Annotated in this window: 14 protein-coding genes; 6 read left to right on the plus strand and 8 right to left on the minus strand. The window is 61.3% G+C overall.

Annotated features, from left to right (window positions below):
- The first annotated feature begins 430 nt into the window (after nt 1-430).
- Genes ACYQ2U_RS05895 through ACYQ2U_RS05905 form a run of 3 tightly spaced genes read left to right on the plus strand, consistent with a single transcriptional unit; the run spans nt 431 to nt 6355 of the window.
- On the plus strand, nt 431-1357 hold the full coding sequence (locus ACYQ2U_RS05895) for a GNAT family N-acetyltransferase (RefSeq protein ID WP_459949426.1): 927 nt from the start codon (nt 431-433) through the stop codon (nt 1355-1357).
- Nucleotides 1354-5427 (plus strand): ATP-binding cassette domain-containing protein, encoded by a 4074-nt coding sequence (locus ACYQ2U_RS05900; RefSeq protein ID WP_459949427.1) that lies wholly within the window; start codon nt 1354-1356, stop codon nt 5425-5427. The genes ACYQ2U_RS05895 and ACYQ2U_RS05900 overlap by 4 nt, the downstream gene beginning before the upstream one ends.
- Complete coding sequence (locus ACYQ2U_RS05905; RefSeq protein ID WP_459949428.1) at nt 5420-6355, plus strand: MauE/DoxX family redox-associated membrane protein; 936 nt, start codon at nt 5420-5422, stop codon at nt 6353-6355. The genes ACYQ2U_RS05900 and ACYQ2U_RS05905 overlap by 8 nt, the downstream gene beginning before the upstream one ends.
- Here the strand turns inward: ACYQ2U_RS05905 and ACYQ2U_RS05910 are convergent.
- The gene (locus ACYQ2U_RS05910) at nt 6334-6684 is read right to left on the minus strand and encodes a hypothetical protein (RefSeq protein WP_459949429.1); all 351 of its coding nucleotides are present in this window, start codon (nt 6682-6684) and stop codon (nt 6334-6336) included. The genes ACYQ2U_RS05905 and ACYQ2U_RS05910 overlap by 22 nt on opposite strands.
- A 343-nt stretch (nt 6685-7027) precedes the next feature.
- Between ACYQ2U_RS05910 and ACYQ2U_RS05915 the strand changes: the two genes are divergently transcribed.
- From ACYQ2U_RS05915 to ACYQ2U_RS05925, 3 genes are read left to right on the plus strand one after another with little or no spacing between them, the layout of a single operon-like run.
- Entirely contained in the window at nt 7028-7303 is a 276-nt protein-coding gene (locus ACYQ2U_RS05915) for a hypothetical protein (protein ID WP_459949430.1), read from the plus strand.
- Nucleotides 7281-8453 carry a DNA methyltransferase gene (locus ACYQ2U_RS05920; protein WP_459949431.1) on the plus strand — a complete coding sequence of 391 codons (1173 nt, stop codon included), beginning with the start codon at nt 7281-7283 and terminating at the stop codon, nt 8451-8453. The genes ACYQ2U_RS05915 and ACYQ2U_RS05920 overlap by 23 nt, the downstream gene beginning before the upstream one ends.
- A 7-nt stretch (nt 8454-8460) precedes the next feature.
- Nucleotides 8461-9954 (plus strand): DNA methyltransferase, encoded by a 1494-nt coding sequence (locus tag ACYQ2U_RS05925; protein WP_459949432.1) that lies wholly within the window; start codon nt 8461-8463, stop codon nt 9952-9954.
- A gap of 6 nt (nt 9955-9960) precedes the next feature.
- Here the strand turns inward: ACYQ2U_RS05925 and ACYQ2U_RS05930 are convergent, their stop codons facing one another.
- From ACYQ2U_RS05930 to ACYQ2U_RS05960, 7 genes are all read right to left on the minus strand, one after another.
- On the minus strand, nt 9961-11337 hold the full coding sequence (locus tag ACYQ2U_RS05930) for a phospholipase D-like domain-containing protein (protein ID WP_459949433.1): 1377 nt from the start codon (nt 11335-11337) through the stop codon (nt 9961-9963).
- Nucleotides 11324-11572 (minus strand): helix-turn-helix domain-containing protein, encoded by a 249-nt coding sequence (locus ACYQ2U_RS05935; RefSeq protein WP_459949434.1) that lies wholly within the window; start codon nt 11570-11572, stop codon nt 11324-11326. Before ACYQ2U_RS05935 ends, ACYQ2U_RS05930 begins: the two co-directional genes overlap by 14 nt.
- Nucleotides 11573-11918: 346 nt before the next feature.
- Nucleotides 11919-13886, minus strand: a complete 1968-nt coding sequence (locus tag ACYQ2U_RS05940; protein ID WP_459949435.1) for a TniQ family protein — start codon at nt 13884-13886, stop codon at nt 11919-11921.
- Nucleotides 13883-14932: a TniB family NTP-binding protein gene (locus ACYQ2U_RS05945; RefSeq protein ID WP_459949436.1), complete on the minus strand. Its 1050-nt coding sequence runs from the start codon at nt 14930-14932 to the stop codon at nt 13883-13885. The genes ACYQ2U_RS05940 and ACYQ2U_RS05945 overlap by 4 nt, the downstream gene beginning before the upstream one ends.
- Nucleotides 14929-16890, minus strand: a complete 1962-nt coding sequence (locus tag ACYQ2U_RS05950) for a transposase family protein (protein WP_459949437.1) — start codon at nt 16888-16890, stop codon at nt 14929-14931. The genes ACYQ2U_RS05945 and ACYQ2U_RS05950 overlap by 4 nt, the downstream gene beginning before the upstream one ends.
- A complete protein-coding gene (locus ACYQ2U_RS05955; RefSeq protein WP_459949438.1) occupies nt 16871-17509 on the minus strand; it encodes a TnsA endonuclease N-terminal domain-containing protein in 639 nt (212 codons plus the stop codon). The genes ACYQ2U_RS05950 and ACYQ2U_RS05955 overlap by 20 nt, the downstream gene beginning before the upstream one ends.
- Nucleotides 17510-17737: 228 nt before the next feature.
- Nucleotides 17738-18163 carry a helix-turn-helix domain-containing protein gene (locus ACYQ2U_RS05960; RefSeq protein WP_459949439.1) on the minus strand — a complete coding sequence of 142 codons (426 nt, stop codon included), beginning with the start codon at nt 18161-18163 and terminating at the stop codon, nt 17738-17740.
- Nucleotides 18164-18407 lie beyond the last annotated feature (244 nt).

An 18407-nucleotide genomic window follows, 5' to 3' on the forward strand; every position in this document is an offset into this window, starting at 1 on the left:
TCTCCCCCCTCACCCCTGCCCTCTCCCGCGAGGGGAGAGGGGGCGTGCTTGCCATGACTGTCACACTCGGTTCCCTCTCCCCTTGTGGGAGAGGAACAGGGTGAGGGGAAGCCGCCTTGGCAGGTCACGATGTCTTGGGCATCGCTGACTCCCTGGGTACCCGTTCGTGCTGAGCGTAGCCCGCGCAGCGGGCGAAGTCGAAGCACTTGGCCCTTAGACTTCGCCCATCCTGAGTTCGGGCGAAGGGCCCGGGGCGGACGCTGACTTTAGGCGGAGGAATATGTCGTTCCCCTGTTTTCCATTGCCAGGATCGCCGCCGCCACCGCGACGCTGATCACGGCGCGCCGGGGTGAATCGCCCGAGGTTGTGATGGATTTGTGATAGCCCTCCCGTAGGCTGTTCCCTCCCCATCTTCCACCGCTCCGTCGCCGTGATCGCCGACACCACCTACACCATCGCCCCAGTGCGCCAGCGCGACGGGCGCCTGGCCGCCCTGACCTACCCCCGCTGGCGCAAGGTCCTCATGCCGGACGCCAACGCGGAAGACACCGGCCTGCGTCCGCCCTTCGCAGCGATCGCCGCCTGGGACAGCGACACGCCGCTGGGGCTGGCCCTCACCATCCACGACGCACAATGGCCGGCGGCGCGGCTGGCGTCCGTCTTTGTCGTGCCCGCGCATCGCCGACGCGGCATCGGCCTGGCCCTGCTGGCGGCGGTGGAGCAATACCAGCGCGAGCAGGGCAAGGGCGAACTCATGGCGCTGCACACCGACGGCCTGCCGGCCCGCGTCGCCTTCGAGGCGCTGCTGCGGGCTGGCGGCTGGGACGCGCCGCAGCTGTACCGCTTACGCCTGGCGGGCCGCGCCGACTGGGTGACGACGGCGGAACGGGACTGGGCGCCCATCCTCGCCCGCTTGCAGCGTCAGGGCTGGTCGGCCACGCCCTGGGCGGCGGCGGACGAAGCCGACCTGGCCCGGGTGGACGCCCTGGCCGCCACCGCGCCGGAGTTGATGCGGCCCCTGCCCGACCAGCCGCGCTATGAAGCCAGCAGCCTGCTGCTGCGCCGCCGGGACGAGGTGGTGGGCTGGATTCAGGCAGTGGAGGAAATCCAGCCGCGCCACATCCTCTACCCGGTGGGCTACGTCATCCCCGAACTGCAACGCAGCGCCTGGCTGGTGGCGGGCCTGGTCGCCGCCTGCCGGCGCCAGATGGACGCCCTCGGCGGCGACAGCGTCTGCCACTACGAAACCGCCGCCGACAACAAGGCCATGCAGGGCATCATGCTCAACCGCCTGGCGGATCGGGACGGCCTGCTCACCATCGACCGCCAATACGAGAGCCGAAAAATCCTGGCATGAAGCCGCGTCCGGTCGTCACGCCCACCATCCTCCAATTCGAAGTCAGCGAATGCGCCCTCGCCGCCCTGGCCATGCTGCTGGGCCACCAGGGCTGCGCCGTGGGCCTGGAGGAACTGCGCCAGGCCGCCGGCGTCTCCCGCGACGGTATGCCCCTGCCCCGACTGCGAGCCCTGGCAGGCCACTACGGCTACCGGCTGCGGGTGTTCCGCCGCGAGCTCGACGACCTGCGCCGCGTGCCCCTGCCGGCCATGGTCTTCCTCAACTTCAACCACATGGTGGTGGTGGAGGCGGCGGACGACCGAGGCCTACAGATCAACGACCCAGCCGGCGGGCCGCGTCCCATGACCTGGGACGAAATGGACCGGGCTTTCTCCGGCCTGGTGCTGACCCTGGAACCCGGCACCCTGGCCCGGCGCCAGCCAAGCCAGGCCGTGCCCTGGCCCCTGCCCTGGCCCGCCCCCTGGACCCTGGCCGCGCTGACCGCCTTGTTCGGCGCCACGGCGCAAGCCCTGGCCGTGGTCAGCGCGGGCGCCGCTCAAGCCGGCTATCTCGCCGCCGCCGCGCTGGGCCTGGTCGCCACCCTCGCCGCCCTGCTCTGGGGCCGCGACCAATTGCGCCGCCGGGGTCGGGACTGGGCCTGGCGGCGACTCGCGGCCCAAGGGCCGGCCTATCTGGTGCACCGTTCCGCCGCCGTGCGCCTCAGCCTGCTGGCCGCCCCCGGCGCCCTGGCCGACCTGTGCGGCGGCGCGGCCGGCCACAGCCTGTTGGCGCTGCTCGCCGGCCTGCCGCCCCTGGCCGGGCTGGCCTGGCGCGCGCCCTGGGCGGCGGCCCTGGTCGGTGCCGCGCTGCTGGCCTTGGGCCTGGCCCAGCGACACCTTCACCTGCACCGGCGCAGCCCCTGGCGCCGCGCCCAGAGCCAAGGCCAGACCGAGGGCGTGCTCGGCCCCCATGAACTCGCAGTGCTGGAAACCCTGCAACTCTCCGGCCACGACGAGGACGCCCTGATCCGCCAATGCGGCGCCATCGCCCGGGGCAGCGAAGCCAGCCACGACGGCAACCGCGTCGCGGCCATCGGCCACGCCCTCACCCTGGGCGTGGCGGCGGCGCTGCTGGCAGCCACGGCCATGCTCTCGCCGGCGGCGGAACGATGGGCCAACCTGGCCCTCACCGCCCTGGTGCTGGCGCCCTGGCTTTGGCTGGACGACCTGTTCCAGGCCCGCCTCGCCCTGCCGGCGCTGCACGCCGCCCTGGCCGACCTGGCCGCGCCGCCCCTGGCCGCCGACGGCGTCAGGCCCCTGCCCATCGTCGGCCGGCTGGCCCTGGTGAACCTGAGTTTCGGCTACGGCCAATTGACGGCGCCCCTGTTCGACCAGCTCAACCTGGACGTGGCGCCGGGCCATTGTCTGGGCGTGGCGGGGCCGCCGGGCAGCGGCAAGACCACCCTGGGCAAATTGCTGGCGGGCAACCTGACGCCCCGGTCGGGCCTGGTGGCCGCCGGCGGTCCGGTGCTGCGGGTGGGCAGCGAGCCCCTGCTGTTCGCCGGCAGCGTGGCCGACAACCTGCGCCTGTGGCAAGAGGGTTTCGCCGACGCCGAATTGGACGACGCCCTGGCCCTGGCCGGCCTGACGGCGGAAGTCGCGGCCAGGGGAGGCCTCGCGGCGACGGTGGAAGAGGGCGGCCACAACTGGAGCGGCGGCCAGCGACGGCGCCTGATGCTGGCCCGGGCGCTGCTGCGCCGACCGGCGATCCTGGTCATCGACGAAACCCTGGACGGCGTCGACCAGGACAAGGAAGCCGAGATCCTGCGCCGCCTGCGGCAACGGCACATCACCGTGGTGTTGATCAGCCAGCGCCGCCTTTCCCTGGCCCACTGCGACGAACGGCTGTGGCTGGGCGCGGCGGACCAGGGTGCCGAGAGCCCCGCCGCAAACGACCCCACCGAAGCGAACAGCGCCAGCGCCGCCCAGCCCCCGCTGCCCGCCGAACCCGTGGACCCAGCCGTGGACGATCCCCTGGCCCAACCCCTGACCGCCGCCGCCCGCGCGGCCCTGGCCGGGGCGGCGGCGCGCCTGGGCGTGACCTTGCCGGCCCTGCCCGACCATGCCACCCTCTCCAGCGCCGCCGCCAGGGCCGGCCTCATGCTGCGCCCCCTGGCCCTGGGCGGCGAACCCCTGCCCGCCGATCCCGGCCTGCCCCTGCTGGTGCTGGACGAGGACGGTTGGCGCCACCTTCCCCCCGGCAGCCACGTGCAGTCGTCATTGGACAGCAGCGCGCGCTACTACGGCGTGCATCCGCGCCACGGCGCGGCGCGGCTAGCCACCGCGCAGGAAGCCTGGGGCGCGCTGGCGGCGGCCATCGCCCAATGGGGCGGCTGGCTGCTGGTGGCCTGGCTGTTGGCCGCGCCGTCCCTGCCCGGCCTGCTGGCGGCGGTGATCGCCGTGGCCCTGGGCAGCGCTTGTCGACAACGCATCGCCACCCGCTGGGACCTGTTGCTGGCCTTGAGCCATGGCGCCAAAACCTGGCACCGGGCCCTGGGCTGGTCGGCCCACTGGGTGCATCAACGTCCCCTGGGCCTACTGGCGACGGCGGTGGCCGGCGACACAAATCTGGCCCGGCAACAGCCGCCGCGCCGGCAGCAACGCCTGGTGGATGCCCTGGCCTTGACGGCGGCCCTGGCCCTGCTCGGCATCCAGGCCGCGCCCTGGCCGGGGCTTTTGCTGCCTTGGCTGCTCACCGTCCTGGTCGCCCAGGCGGCCCTGGAACGGCGCGAGCAGCAAGCCCGGGACGAAGGCGAGGACGCGCGGATCGGCGCCAAGCGCTTCCTCCGCCTGGTGGTTGGCGGCCTGGCGGAGTTCCGCGCCCTGGGCGCCGCCACGTCCCTGCACCAACAATGGCTGGCGCGCAGCGCCGCCGCGGACCGGGCCGACACCTGGCGTCAGGCTTGCCTGCTGGGCCGCCGCGCGCTGCGTTTGTTTGCGCCCCTGGCGGCGGCCTTGCTGGTGACGACGAGCCCAACGGCAACGGCGTCCCTCGCCGCCCTGGCGGCCCTGGCCGCCGTTGCCGCCGGACAGCTGGGGGAAAACCTCGGCGCCCTGGCCGAGAACCGCCGCCAAGCGCGGCGCTGGGCCGCCGTCCTCAACGGCCCCGACGAGGCCGGTCCCCAGTCGGCGCCACCAGGCCGCCAGACGCTGACCTTGCGCGACGTGCATTTCGCCTACGACGGCCGCCCCGTGCTGGAAGGCATCAACCTCAGCCTCGCCCCCGGCGAGGTGGTGGCGCTGACGGCCCCCACCGGCAGCGGCAAGACCACCCTGCTGCGTCTGCTGCTGGGCTTTTATCCGCCCCAGCGGGGTTGCGTCACCTACGGCGGCCAGTCCCTCACCGACCTCGACCGCCGCGCCCTGCGCCGGGATTGGGGCGCCGTGCAGCAGGACGAAACCCTGCCCGCCGGCCTGCTGCGGCAAGTGCTGGGCGGCCTGCACCCGGGCGCCACGCGCCGCGCCTGGCACGCGGCGGCCCAGGTGAATCTGGCGGCGGACATCGCCGCCATGGCGATGGGCATGGCGAGCCCCAGCCACGCTGATCTGCTTTCCACGGGACAACAACAAAAGCTGCTGCTGGGCCGCGCCCTTGCGCGCCTGCCGCGCCTGCTGGTGTTGGACGAAGCCCTCTCCGCCCTCGACGACGCCAGCCGCCGCCAAGTGCTGGCCGCCGTGCGCGCCCAGGGCGCGAGCTGCGTGGTGGTGACCCACGACCCGGACACCCTGGCCCTGTGCGACCGGCAATGGCTGTTGCGCAAGGGACGACTGGAAACCCGCGCGACGCAAAGCGCCAGCGCCGACAGCGACGTCGCGCCGAGGGATGCCATGACGGATGCCGTCACTGAGGCCGCCACCACGGCCCCCACCATGCCGCCAGCCCTGGCCGACCCCGACGCCGACCACCCACTCTATCGTCGCCGCGCCTTGGCCCTGGCCGACAGCGGCGCCCGCCTCGACCAGGCACCCCGCTTGCCGCCCTGGCCGGCCCTGGCCTTGGCGAGCTTATTGCTGGGTGTGTTGCATGGCTGATCCCTTCGCGCTCCTCGCTGTCGCCGCGCTGGTGGCTGCGCCTTTCGTGGCCGCCGCCATCCTCGCCTTCGCCGCCGCCGCCAAGGCCATCAACGCCCGCCCGGCATTGGCGGCCCTGATCGAACTGTGCCCCTTCCTGCCGCCGGCCCTGGCGCGGGCAATGTTGTTGCTGCTGGTCGCCACGCAAGGCGGACTGGCCCTGCTGCTGGTGCTGGCGCCCTCGGCTTTTGTGGCGGCGTGTGCCTTGCTGTTGCTGGTCGGCCTGATGAGCCTCAGCCTCGCCGCGCGCTGGCGCGGTGTGCGCAGCGATTGCGGCTGCTACGGCCGCTTTGCCTGGCTCGGCCCGCGACTGGTGTGGCTGTTGGATGGCGTGCTGCTGTTGTGCCTCTCCGTCGCATTGCTCAACCTTGATCGGCTGCCTAGATTGACCACCCCATCCATGGCCTGGCTGATCGCCGTCGTCTGCGCTGGAGCTTGTGCGGCCCTGACGGCGCAGTCCTTGCGCCTGGGGCGGCTGTGGCCGCGTCCACCGTTCCTCAGCGGCGCCCCCTGGCCCGCCCTGGCGAATCACGCCGGGTTGCGCCCCGGCAATGCGGGGGAGCAATACACCGTTTTCCTCAGTGAAAGCTGCGCCCAGTGCGGCCGCATGCTGCGGGTGCTGCAACTGGCGCGGGAAATGAATCTGCTGCCGGACACCCGGCTGGTGATGAGCGAGGGGCAGTCGCTCTATGACAATCCGTTTCCCCTCACGCTGTTGCCGCCAGCCCGCTTCAACCGACTGGTGGACAGCGTGCCCCTGCTGGTGGTGAATCGCGGCGACAAGGTCGAAGCCCTCTGGCCCGGCCAGCTACCGCCCGCCCTGGTGGAGCAAGTGCGGCAAGGCCGCGCCAAGCAAAAAGAAAAAACTCAGGCCGCGCCGCCGGGGTGATCGTCATCAGCCTTCGCCGCAGACGACACCGTCACCGTCTCCACCAACAACACGTCCTTGCCCTCCCGCACCACCACGGCCTCGCCTTCAATCACCTCGCCCCCATCGGTCGCCCCCGCCGCGTCCTGGGCTTGCGCCATCTGCGCCGCCATGGCCTGCTGCCATTGCTTCATCTTCCAACGTAAATAGAACCACAGGCCGGTGCCAAGCAAAAGCAAAGCGGGGATCAGTACCAGGGAGAACATGAAGGCCAGGGTCAACGCCGTCGCCGCGACGATGAGGGAGAGGAGCTTGGCGAAGAGGGTGGGTTGGTTGGGGTTGGGAGTCATTGGAAGAGATTCAGAATAAGAAACATCAGAGGAGAACGCTCTAAAAGAATGATCATCTTGAGAGTGGCCTTTCTTTTATTGTTCGATTTAGAAATTTGAGAAAAATCTAGACTTCAGTAAGCGCCTATGCACTTGCTGCCGTTTGATCGAGAGCTACTGTGCTTTTGCTGTCAGCTAGAAGTGCTGCTGGTGAGCCATAAATTTAGTTTACGTGGTGACAGGCTCATGACGTAAGCCAGAGGCGAATAAAGGGAATAATTTTGTTTTTTATCGAAATAAAATAGTTAATGTGATACATTAATATATGTAAGTTGGGTTTGAGAGACTCGTTATGATTGAGGCCATGCGCTACGAAGAATTCAAGCGGCAGCTAGGGAAGGCAGGGGTTACTGCCCGCGAGTTCGGTGAACTCGTCAAGCTTCACCCGAAATCAATCACCAACTACTCACAGCGGGGAGAAGTGCCCTCACATCTAGCTGTTATTGTGACGTTGATGGGCGAAATGGCGGAGCATGGAGTGGATTTCAGGAGCGCGCTGTCCCGCATCCAGATCGCTCCTAATAAACCGCGTGGCGCTGTGGCTAAAGGGCGATTTGGTGGAAACAAACAAACTAGCTGAATACGATTCGTTGGCTTTAGCACATAAGTCCAACCCTAATCTCATCGATAGCCGCCTGGGACGCATCGACTGGAGCTTTGCCCGCCGGGCCAAGTCGCCGAGCATTGAAGCAATTCATCCTTATCCCGCCAAGTTTATCGGCGACATTCCTCGTGCATTGATTGAAACGCTTCCCATACCTCGCGGTACTGCTGTACTTGATCCATTCTGTGGATCAGGAACATCGCTTATGGAGGCACAACGGGCTGGTCTCAATGGTATTGGCATTGATCTCAATCCGATTGCTTGCCTAATTTCGCGCGTCAAGACATCCCTTTTGCCCGGAGGATTTGCAGAGGTAGTACAGCAGGTCATATCAAGTGCCCGGAACATCCAGTCGTTGCCCGCACCAGACATTCCAAACGTCGATCATTGGTTCAAGCCTGATGTGCAGACTGCTATTGGGGCACTGGCACAGGCGATTGCATGCCCGGCATACGCTTCATGGCACGATCAACTCCGACTTGCTCTTTCAAGTATCTTGGTCCGTGTCTCAAACCAAGATAGTGATACGAGATACGCCGCCGTCGAAAAAAACGTGGCGTACAAGGATGTGTTCGACGCATTTAGTCTTGCCGCATCCAAACTTGAGAAAGCACTTTTGGATCGCACATGGACATTGCCAGAAACTCATGTACTCGAAGCGAATACTCTTGAGGTCCTCCCGTCTGAAATCCCGATGGACGTTGGATTGGTGGTGACATCTCCTCCATATCCCAATGCTTACGAGTATTGGCTATATCACAAGTACCGTATGTGGTGGCTTGGCTTTGATCCAATTACAGTGAAAGAAAAAGAGATTGGTGCTCGCGCACATTTCTTTAAGAAGGACCACCACACTGCCAAGATGTTTGTGGATCAGATGAAGGGAACATTTGCGCTGATCAATAGCGTGCTAGTTAAGGGTGGCTACGTTTGTTTTGTTGTCGGCAGATCGAAGATACACGGGGAAATCATCAATAACGGCGACATCATCTATCAAGTTGCTACAGAAGTTGGTATGGAACCAGTATCCCGATTTGAGCGCGTAATCAGCGCAACTCGTAAATCTTTCAATCTTTCTCATGCAAACATCAAGACCGAGACAGTTCTTGTGTTTCAGAAAATTTAAACACCAAATGCAACTTGCTTGGCATAACTACAAATACTACCCCTATGAGAAAGATCTGGCTCTACGGGAAATTAAAAGTCTGCTGTCCCCCGCTAGTATCCAAGTTGCCGAGGATGTAGTTCAATTGGAACGCCCAACGCGTCCCGATTTAGCGAGCAGGTTGGTCTATTTCTCCGCAGCATCCCAAGATGGTGTTCCGCCAATTCAAACGCAACAAAGCCTTCTTGAGCGTGTGAATGGTAACGGAGTAAGTCGCCAGTCCACAAGATATTCCGCGCATGGCTTGCACGAATACAAAGGCAAGTTCAATCCTCAATCAGCTAAGGCAATGCTGAACATTTTCGATGCCCAACCTGGGCAACTGGCACTTGATCCGTTTTGCGGAAGTGGCACGTCCTTAGTAGAGTGCGCACACATGGGAATTAGCTCTGTGGGCACCGACATCAATCCGATGGCGGTGTTCCTGGCGAACGCAAAGCTGAAATCGCTAGGGATGCCCGCAAAACAACTATTGGCATCTGCAATACAAAGCATCAAGGTCGCAAGGCGCTCGCGGGCAGTACCGAAACTTGCGGGGGAGCGCGGCGAATACCTTCGATCATGGTTTCCTATGGAGTACCTTCCTGCAATCGAAAGGCTGCGGCAGTCAATTGAAGATAACGCTGGAGACGGTGCCCCGATACTCTTGGCTCTGGTATCCAATCTATTGCGCGACTATTCATTGCAAGAACCGCATGATTTACGTATTCGCCGCAGAACTTCACCATTTCCTGAGATGCCATTCCTTGATGCTTACGAGGATGCGGCACGAACTTATTTCACTCGGCTTGCTGATGCGCAGCAGACCCTTGGCGTGGCTGACCCGGATTCAAAAGCTATCCATGTTGATTGCAAGAAGGCCGATAACCATCCCAATCTTCAACCTGAGTCATTTGATCTTGTGCTGACAAGTCCTCCATACGCAACCGCTTTACCGTACATCGATACACAAAGGTTAAGTCTTGTTTGGCTCGGACTGCTTCCCCCTTCTGACATTTTGACCCTAGAAGCGGAACTCGTTGGCAGCCGTGAAATTCGAGGGAGAAACAAGAAGGAATTATTGCAAGCACTTGAGGCTAACGAGGCCATGCTGCCAGAACGCGAATACGAGCTTTGCGTTCGATTACAAAACACGCTTAGCGGTGATGATGGGTTCCGGCGACAAGCCGTCCCGCGCCTACTCTATCGGTACTTTGCCAGTATGGCTGACGCATTTTCTTCTATCAGAAGATTAACGAAGCCGAACGCGCCTTTTGGGTTAATCGTGGGTGGCAACCATACTGTACTTAGTGGTAGGCGGTTCGATATTGATACGCCGGCTCATTTGGCGAACATCGCTACTACCCGAGGTTGGCAGTATGTGGAAACCATCCCACTCCAGGCTTACCAACGCTATGGGCTGCACATGAATAACGCAACCAGCACGGAGGCTCTGGTCATTCTTCGTTCCCAAGAGACATAGGAACGATTACCAGCTCGGCGAAAAACCTGATGGCAGCCAGCAAGCACTTTTCCCGACAAGCTGTTTTGCGGTCTTTGCTCCATTGAAAAGCGCATCCGCGCTTGCATAGAGTGCCGATGTCCTCTCTAAGAAAGACAGTCGGAACGTTGGAGCTGCTGCGGTTGGCCATTCAAGAAACGCTAAATCACCGGCCTTTGGTTCAATCCATTTGTTCTTGGCTATGGCTAGGGCAATATCGCTGACTGCGGACTTAACAACGACAAGCCGGATATTCTGACTCGACTTTTCCCCTGCTATGTATCCATATGCCTGAACACTTGTAGCTGTTGGGGCGGCCGTTACGCTTCCGCCATTAGCAGCAACATATCGTGCTTGAATATCGAAATTGGCCCACGGGCGACTCCAATCGCCACCTACGCCAAACCGTAGACTAGGAACTGTAGGGATGGGCAATGTAATGTTGTTAGTTCCAATTTTTCCAGTAAATAGCCGGTCGCTATCCTTTGTAAGCGTAATTATGATACCTACCGCATGCTCAGGTAGAGGTGTTCCCGAGAGCGCATTTGTTCCTAATGTTGGTGCCGTGGCAGTTGGATCAAAAAGGAAATACGCAGGGAAACCTGGCTTACTCTCCGACTGCTGATTAGCGACCGTAGCAACTGCAACAACGGGATATGCAGCGGCCTGAGAAGCGGCAATTGGCAGTGGCGTACCACTCGAGGGAATAGAAGGCAGTTTGCACAAGGGTTGCAATCTATGTTGCGCTAGCTTACCCGCTTTATCGCCTTTCCCTGTAGATGCTACTTTGGGTTGAGGTGCAAGAGCCAATATGCCATTCGCTACAAGATCATCGAGAACCTGAAGGCTGCTCACGATAGTCATACCTTTGCGCGCCTCAGAAAACCAACTATCAATTGCAGCTGCAATTTGCGATAGCTGTTGAGGATCATCACCTTCACGCGTATCTAGCGCTATACCGGCCTCCACATGGACAGACAACCCGCGAGTGGTCAAATTCGCTGACCCAACGAATGCCGCTTCTGATCCGTCATGACGTCGAACGTGATACGTTTTTGGATGGAAAAAGCCGCCATTGAAACTTACAACGCCGAGTTGGGCGCCGCTTCTCGGAATTCCAAGAAGCGTAGCAAGGCCCGTTACGTCGTCTCGTAGTGTGCACCCATCATTCGATCCGATAAGGATCTTAGTTGGGAGGTTCAGCTCGGTGCCTTTAGCTAGAGCTGGAATAAGAAGACCAACACCCTCAAGCGAAAAGAAACCAGTTTGAACGCGTAGCTCAGATATCGCCTCGCTGAGAGCATTTTCCAACCAGTACGCTAGAGTATTGCTGGCAAGCCGTGATCCGGTGTCAAGATACTTCACGCTCCCCATGCCCCTGAGTCAGTAATTCCGGGACGCTAACTTTAAGTGCGCGCGCAAGAACTTCGAGAGTATTCAAAGTGATATTGCGCTCTTCACGCTCTACCGAACCAATATAGGTTCGGTGGAGATCGCAAAGGTCGGCCAACTTTTCTTGCGAATAACCATGGGTCTTGCGAAATCTACGTAGATTTTCCGCAAGGACTGCTCGCAGTGAAGGGCCTGGGCGTCGAGGCATCGTCGGAACATATTAATTGGAATCATAATTGTTTCTGACCGATGACTATAAATCGACAGACTATGAGTAGCGGTTATGCCGCTAAGATGGCCCAATTAGCAGAGGTTTACCTGGCTGCTAGCACTTCCCTTTGTACGACTGCTACATAGCATAGCTCTGGAAATATGGATATTTTCTTGCTTGATGTCCCGGTGCACGATTTCTTGCGCTACCAGGAACATTACGACGTTGACCTGTTGCTCATTTAAGGAGAGAACCTCAGCATCGGGGATATTTGCCAAAACCTTGTAGGTTCTCATTCATCATGAGAGCTCCATACAAATCGATCAGCTGGATACGTTTTCGATTACGAGAAGGAACCGTCTGAATTTCCCGCCCAATTGGATAATCCTACGAGTTCCGCACGTGATGCATTGGCGCCCATTTTACTGCCTAACTGAAGCTCCGAAGGCCGCACGCCCATCAAATCGGCCAGAAACCTCCTGAGCTCATCCGTCACCGCATAAACCGCCAACCGCGGCGGCATGACCGTGTGACCCCGGATCGGAAAAATTCCCACCTCCGCAAGAAGATTGCCGAGCTTTTTGGAGCTGGTCCGCAAGCTGGCCGCCATATCCCGCCGATACACATGGGTCTGCCGGAACCGCTCCACGTCCTCGATCCGTACCCGGGACCCCAACTCCCGTGCGTTGCCCAGCTTCTCCGCAGAGACATAGCCGTTCTGACACAGCCAGTAGGCCATCTGTTGTTTGATAGCGAGATACCGAGCCATTTCCGGGATCGTCATCCAGGTCAGCTTGCCCTTGTTCAGACCCGACCACCAGGTTTTCAATTGCGCCCGATCGAAGACCCAGCCGGACAAGCCGACCACTCCTTCCAATACAGACTGGGGTTTCACGCTTCCCGACTTCACCACTTCCACCAGCGTGGCCACATGTTCCGTGGTCCATGTCCAGTACCGCAAAACATGGCCCAGGGCCACCTGATGTTCCTCGGGGATCGTTTCCACCGGCAGACCCTCGGTCAAGGCGAGCAGGGCTTCCACTTCGTTCCGCGGAACACACCAGGGCATGGGACCCCGAGGCGCTACCCGTCTGGCGGTGGGAAACAGCAGCTTCAGGATGCGGCGCATGCGCAGCTTCCCCAGCCCCAGCATCTCCATCGCCGTGTTCATGGTGATCTCGTTGTCGAGCTGGGCCAGTACCCCGTCCAACTGGTCCCGCCGCACCACCATGAACTGTCGGCCAGTGCTGCTCACGGATTCCTGCCCTTCAAGGAAACCATCCCGCACCATGGCCCGCAGCTTGTTGGGCGACACGCCGATCTCCCGGGCCGCCGCCTGGGCGGGGATCCATTGGGCCTTGGCCAAGAGCTGCTCTGCCAGACGATTGCGCTTGCTCAGGCCGCCTTTCCAGTGCTGGCTCAGCCATTGCTCGAAGGCATCCCGCACCGGACTGAAGGCAGCCTCCGACAGACCTTTGTACAAATAATAATGGGCCTGCTTGAAAGCCCCCTTGAGCCCTACCTTGTCCCCCTCCACCAGACCCTGCATCCGGGTCCAACTGTTCTCGAAGGCCTGGGGCCACTGGACCAGGATTTCTGCGGCCAGGGAGGACACCGGCCAGGAAGCCTGCATCGAGAAGGCCTGCCGGAGTTTCAAAGGCTTCGGCCCGGAGATGGGATCCATGTAGCCGCCCAGGTAACGCACCAGGCGCTGCACCTGTTCGAGATTCATCCCGCTCAGGACGGGGAAGTCCTCACCGGTGTCCCGGCCCAGCAGTCGGTTCTCCAGGTACCCGGCCAGACGCAGAACGCTGTCCGGTGCGGATTGGAGGTTTTCTTGTCGAAGGTCGGCGCCGCAGGGGCAGCGTAGTAAGTGCTCCCGGCGCCAGGGTATCGGCTGGCCGCAGGAGGTGCACTGGTCCACCAGCCACACCCCATGGTGGGGGCAGGCGTCATGGAACATGAGTTCCCAACTGGCCTGCCACACCGGTGCCTCCATCAAACATTGCGGACAAAACCGCGCCAGCCGTTGGTTCCAGATCCGGCCCTTGTCCTGGACCAGCTCCGCCATGCGGTGGACGTGGGCGTGGAGGTCCGGGTCCAGGGCTGCGCTGGGCAACAGATGGTTCTGCTGGAGCCAGACCGGGGCGTAGCGGGCCCCCAGTTGTTTCAACTCATGCAGGCTAAGGCAATTGGCTTCGGCCAGGCGCAGCAAATAGCCTTGGGGGCCTTCGCTGCGGCCCGGGGTGGGACGGACCAGGAGGTCGGGAATGGTGAGGGGATCACTAAAAGGGGGTCTGATGTCGTTCATTTCGGGTTTCCTTTGGAGAGGTTCATGCCGAGTTTTCTGGCGACGGGGGAGCCGACGAGGTCCTGGCGGGTGTGGAGTTGGAACACCTCGCCGGGTTTGTCGAGGGCACGCAGGAGGGATTCGGGATGGAAGGGATTGAGCCGTTCCGGCACGTCCCGCCAGACCCGATTCCGAAAACCTGCCGCCAGGGTGTCCAGGTCGAGGCGGTCCAGTCCGGCACTGGCGGCCACGGAGACCGCTCCCTCCAGGATCTTGATCACATAGTCCATGAGGCCGTAGCTGCCCACATGGATGCGCCGGGCCAGGTTGCTTTCATACAAGGGGGTCTCGGGCGGGATGGGCAGGTAGGTACCTAAGGACTTCAGGACACCGCGGAACTCCTGGAAGTCCTCGTCCTGGTCGAAGGCAAAGGGCGCCACCCGGATCCGCGCAGAGAAACGCCTCGCCAACTGCTCATTGCTGTTCACCACCGCTTCCGCCGCCGGCAGACCACAGGCCACCATGCCCACCCTGGTGGCCTCGAGGAAGTTCTTCAGCCAGTCGGTGACATCCCGGAAGGCATTGAGACTCGGGGCGTAGAAAAGATGCTGGAACTCGTCGAGCAACACCATCTCCACCCCGCAGCGGATGAAGAGCTCATGGATACGGGCGGTCATTTCCGGGGCGGTGCCCCGGTGGGCCTTCTTGTAACCCAGAGCTTCCAGGATGGCGCTGGCCAGACTGCGACTGGTGGGTGAAGAAGGTACCGAGACCAGCAGTACCGGGATATGGGTGCGTTCCGTTTCATGGACCCGCGGAAAACTGTCCAGATAGGCCCGCACCATGGTGCTCTTGCCCGCCCCGGAGGGACCGGTCAGTAGCAGGCCACCGCCGACACTGTGCTTGCGCCGGCGCACATGGAGTTCCGCCATGGCGTGCATGGCTTCCTGGTAGCGCCGGTGGGGCAGGGGATCCAGAACCAGCTTGAAGCCCTGGCCGGGGAGATCGGGATGGACCCGATCCCCAGGGGCATAGCGTGATAGGAGGGTGATCGGATCCATGGTCATGCTGCCTCCGCGTTGCCGAAGTCCGGCAGGTCGTCATCCAGGCCGGAGGGAAGATCCTCGGGTGGTTTCTGCTTGGCGGTCTTCACCGGCTTGCGCACATCGGCCAGGGGGTCGCCCCCTTGCAGCACGGCCTCCGAGTCGTGCATGGCGACCTTGGCGCCGGTCTTGCGGTGGCCCATCTTCTTGGCTTTGAGGGCTTCCTGGATCAGCTCCTCGATCTCGGCCTTGGCCTGCAGCAACTGCGGCGACAACACATGGTCACCAAAGCGCTTGCGGGCCCGTTCCCGGACCAGGCGATGGATTTGTCGGGGCAGGTCCTGGGCGTACTCCATGAGCTTGGCCGGGACCTTGAGGTACTCCTTGGTCACCGGATCGAAGACGTGGATGTGGGCCACCGTGTCCTCGTAGAACTTGATCTGTACGGGAAGGTTCTCCCCGGTACGGCGGCGCAGGACCTGGAGCAGCTCGGAGTTGTACTGAAGACCCTCCAGTTCGATGCCATAGTGAAACAGGGTGCGCTTGGCCGGGATACCGATAATTACCTCCAATTGCTGGGGATAGACCGGCAACTCAATGATGCGGCGGTCGGCGGATTGCAGCCATTTGTCGATGGGGCGGGCGCCGATGCCACGGTGGGTGGTGACGTTGTAGACCTCTACCATCCATTTGGTCATCAGATGGACCAGGCCTTCCATGTCGATGACGGCCATGTCCTCCGCCGGGTAGTCACCACGCTCATCCACCGAACTGAACACCGTCCCAGGCAAACGGTGGATCAAGCCCATGTTCATGGTGCGGAAGAAGCGTTCGATGGCCCCCTTATGCTGCGGAGTCTTGGACCCACAGAACAGCATCTGGATGCCCATCTCCAGGCAGGCGGACTCCAGAGCATCCGAATGAAGGTCGGTACCGTTATCCACCGCGATCAGCTCCGGGATGCCATGGGCCGGCCAACTGCCTTTGATGTCAGGAAAACGGGTCAGCCACTTGTCCTTGGGCAGGATGGACCGGCGCAGGCATTGAAGAACGCCATGACCGGAGGGCGCATTGAGGCTAATGTAGAAGCCCATCGCCATCCGGGAGTGATGGTCGATGGCCATGGTCAGCCAGGGGCGTCCCAGGGGAAGCTGGGTGATGTTGTCGATGACCAATAGGTCCAAGGGGGTGTGGTCGATCTCGATACGTTCGAGAACGCTACCGATCTTCACATTGCCCAGGGCCGCCCGGTATTTGATCCGGGCCGCTTCCGCCCCTTCCCGGGACTTGTCCACCAGGTCTTGTTGGAGATTCTCCAACCAGCGGTAGATGGTGGCTTGGGCCGGCCGCTTGATCCTTTCCTCCGTGGGCAGGCTGTTGTTCACCCCCTCGATGCGCCGGAACACTTCTTCCACCACCTTGAGCTTGGGCAGCTTCTGCAGGGTGAGATAGACCGTGGCCACCACCTCCTCGAAGATCTGGTATCGGCGCCTGGCCCGGGGACCGGTAGACGGCTTATTGTGGGGAACCAGGCAAGTGATGCTCTTGGTGTTCCGATACCGTCGCCACCAGGCTTGCACGGTGGAAGGTGAGGGCGGATAGCGATCCTCGATCTCCTTGGCGGCCTCCTCGATCAAAGATCGCCACTCCCGGGGCTGGTAGGGATTGGCCTCTGGATTGATCCTGTCCAGGTAGTGCTTGCGCCGCTTGGCCGCCTGCTGGTGGTTCTCTGGGTAGGTGCCCAGGTCCCGTGGAGCGGTGATATAGACGGCGTCCTTGGTGGAACCTAGAGACGCTTCATCGATCTCCCATTCATGGGAGAGCCACTTCTGGTGGAGTTCAGCGTCGCTGAGGTTCTGAATATCACCCTTGTCCGAGAGGAGTTGAATCTTTCCGGTAGCGAGACGCCGGGAGATTTGGTGGCCGATATTGGTCAGCGTCTCCACCAGACGCATGCCCAACTTAAAAGAGAAGCGATGCATGACGATCTCCTTCCGCTGTAGAAACAAGGGTGGCTGGGGTGATCTCTGCCGTGAGGTCGCAATGGAGCAGGCCGACGGCCAGTAGCCGCTGAGTGACCTCAATTCCCAAGATCGCCTCCGTGCTGGCCAGAGGGATGGGTGCATGCCCCAGAAGACGGGATAATTCCGCCAGGGAAGGCAAAGGTTCGGCAGTCACCTTTGTCCGCAGATAACTGAGCCGCCGCAAGTTGCTGCGTAGCGGTTCCTTCTGGCATTCCAGCTCGGTGACGATGCGAAACTGAATGGGCATCCCTTGGTAGTGGGTGGCAATGGCCCGATACTTCCCAACGATCTTGGGTTTGGCCAATGCGTGGGAATGCTTGGCTTCCAGATGGATGCGGGTTCCATCCAGCAGCACCGCTTCGAAATCGGGAAAGTAGTCCCGCATCTGTTCCCCGTCCCAGTACTGGATCAGGGCGGGTTGCTCCCGGTAGGACACAACTCCCGGGGAGTACTCCAGCAAGAGGGCGACATTCCCCTCCAGAATTGACTCACACTCAACCATGCGATTGAGCTTCGTGGACGGAATCCGCATCCGGAATCCCCGGCCACTGCGGGTTAGCGCGTTACGTGACAGCATCGTGTTTCTCCTTGGCGGCGGGCGACAGGAGTCCCTGCGACCACCGCGCATTTCAAGATTTTTAGAAAAAGAGAACCCGCGATCGGTGTAGAACCGACCGGTTTCTCAGAAAATCAGGGGGATAGGCCTTGACGCCTTAGGCAGGAGAGGACGATACTTTGCTTGTCTAAGGCAGTTAAGTATCGTTCTTGCAGCACCCCCCGAAGGGCAGGCCTCCGTGCTTGCCCTTTACATTTTGGGTGCCTCCTTCCCTTCGGATGGAGGGGGTGCCATACCGAGCAATTCGGATGGCACGGACAAAGACGCTGGCAATCTCAAGGCCAGCTTGATCAAGTGGATTTGGAGCGGGGTGAGCTGACCCAGTTGAGGTTCTAGCTCGTGGATCAGGCCGTATTCCTCTTCGCTTGCCTGCGGCGGTAGGGAGACCTGACGTCGGGAAAGCTTGAGGGCTCTTTGCAGATCAGCTTGCTCGGTTTCATCCAGGTTCAGGCCTTTGATCAGCCGGCGGATGAAATCTTCTTTGGGTGGGCCCTTCTCGCTACGTTCGATTGCCGATAGATAGCTTGGCTCGTAGCCGAGTTTATAGGCGAGCTCTTTCTGACGCAGTCCTCGACTATTTCGCAGCGACTTCAGATAACGGGAAAAAGGGCTCACGGCAATTCGGACAGATGATCATTTGACCCCTCCGAAAATATCATGACTTTTGCAGCAAAACAATTTTAACCCATTGATAATTAATGCATTATTTAATGCACACTACCGTTTTCCCAACGTTGGGACACAAGAATAAGTAGTCTGATGTGGGCATTAATAGAATTATTGCATTCAGATTAATTACGAATGCATAATTTGAATCTCTGGGGCCACTCAATCGTTCAGTGGCCTAAGATCAACGGAG

The sequence above is a fragment of the Denitratisoma sp. agr-D3 genome (assembly GCF_054658675.1).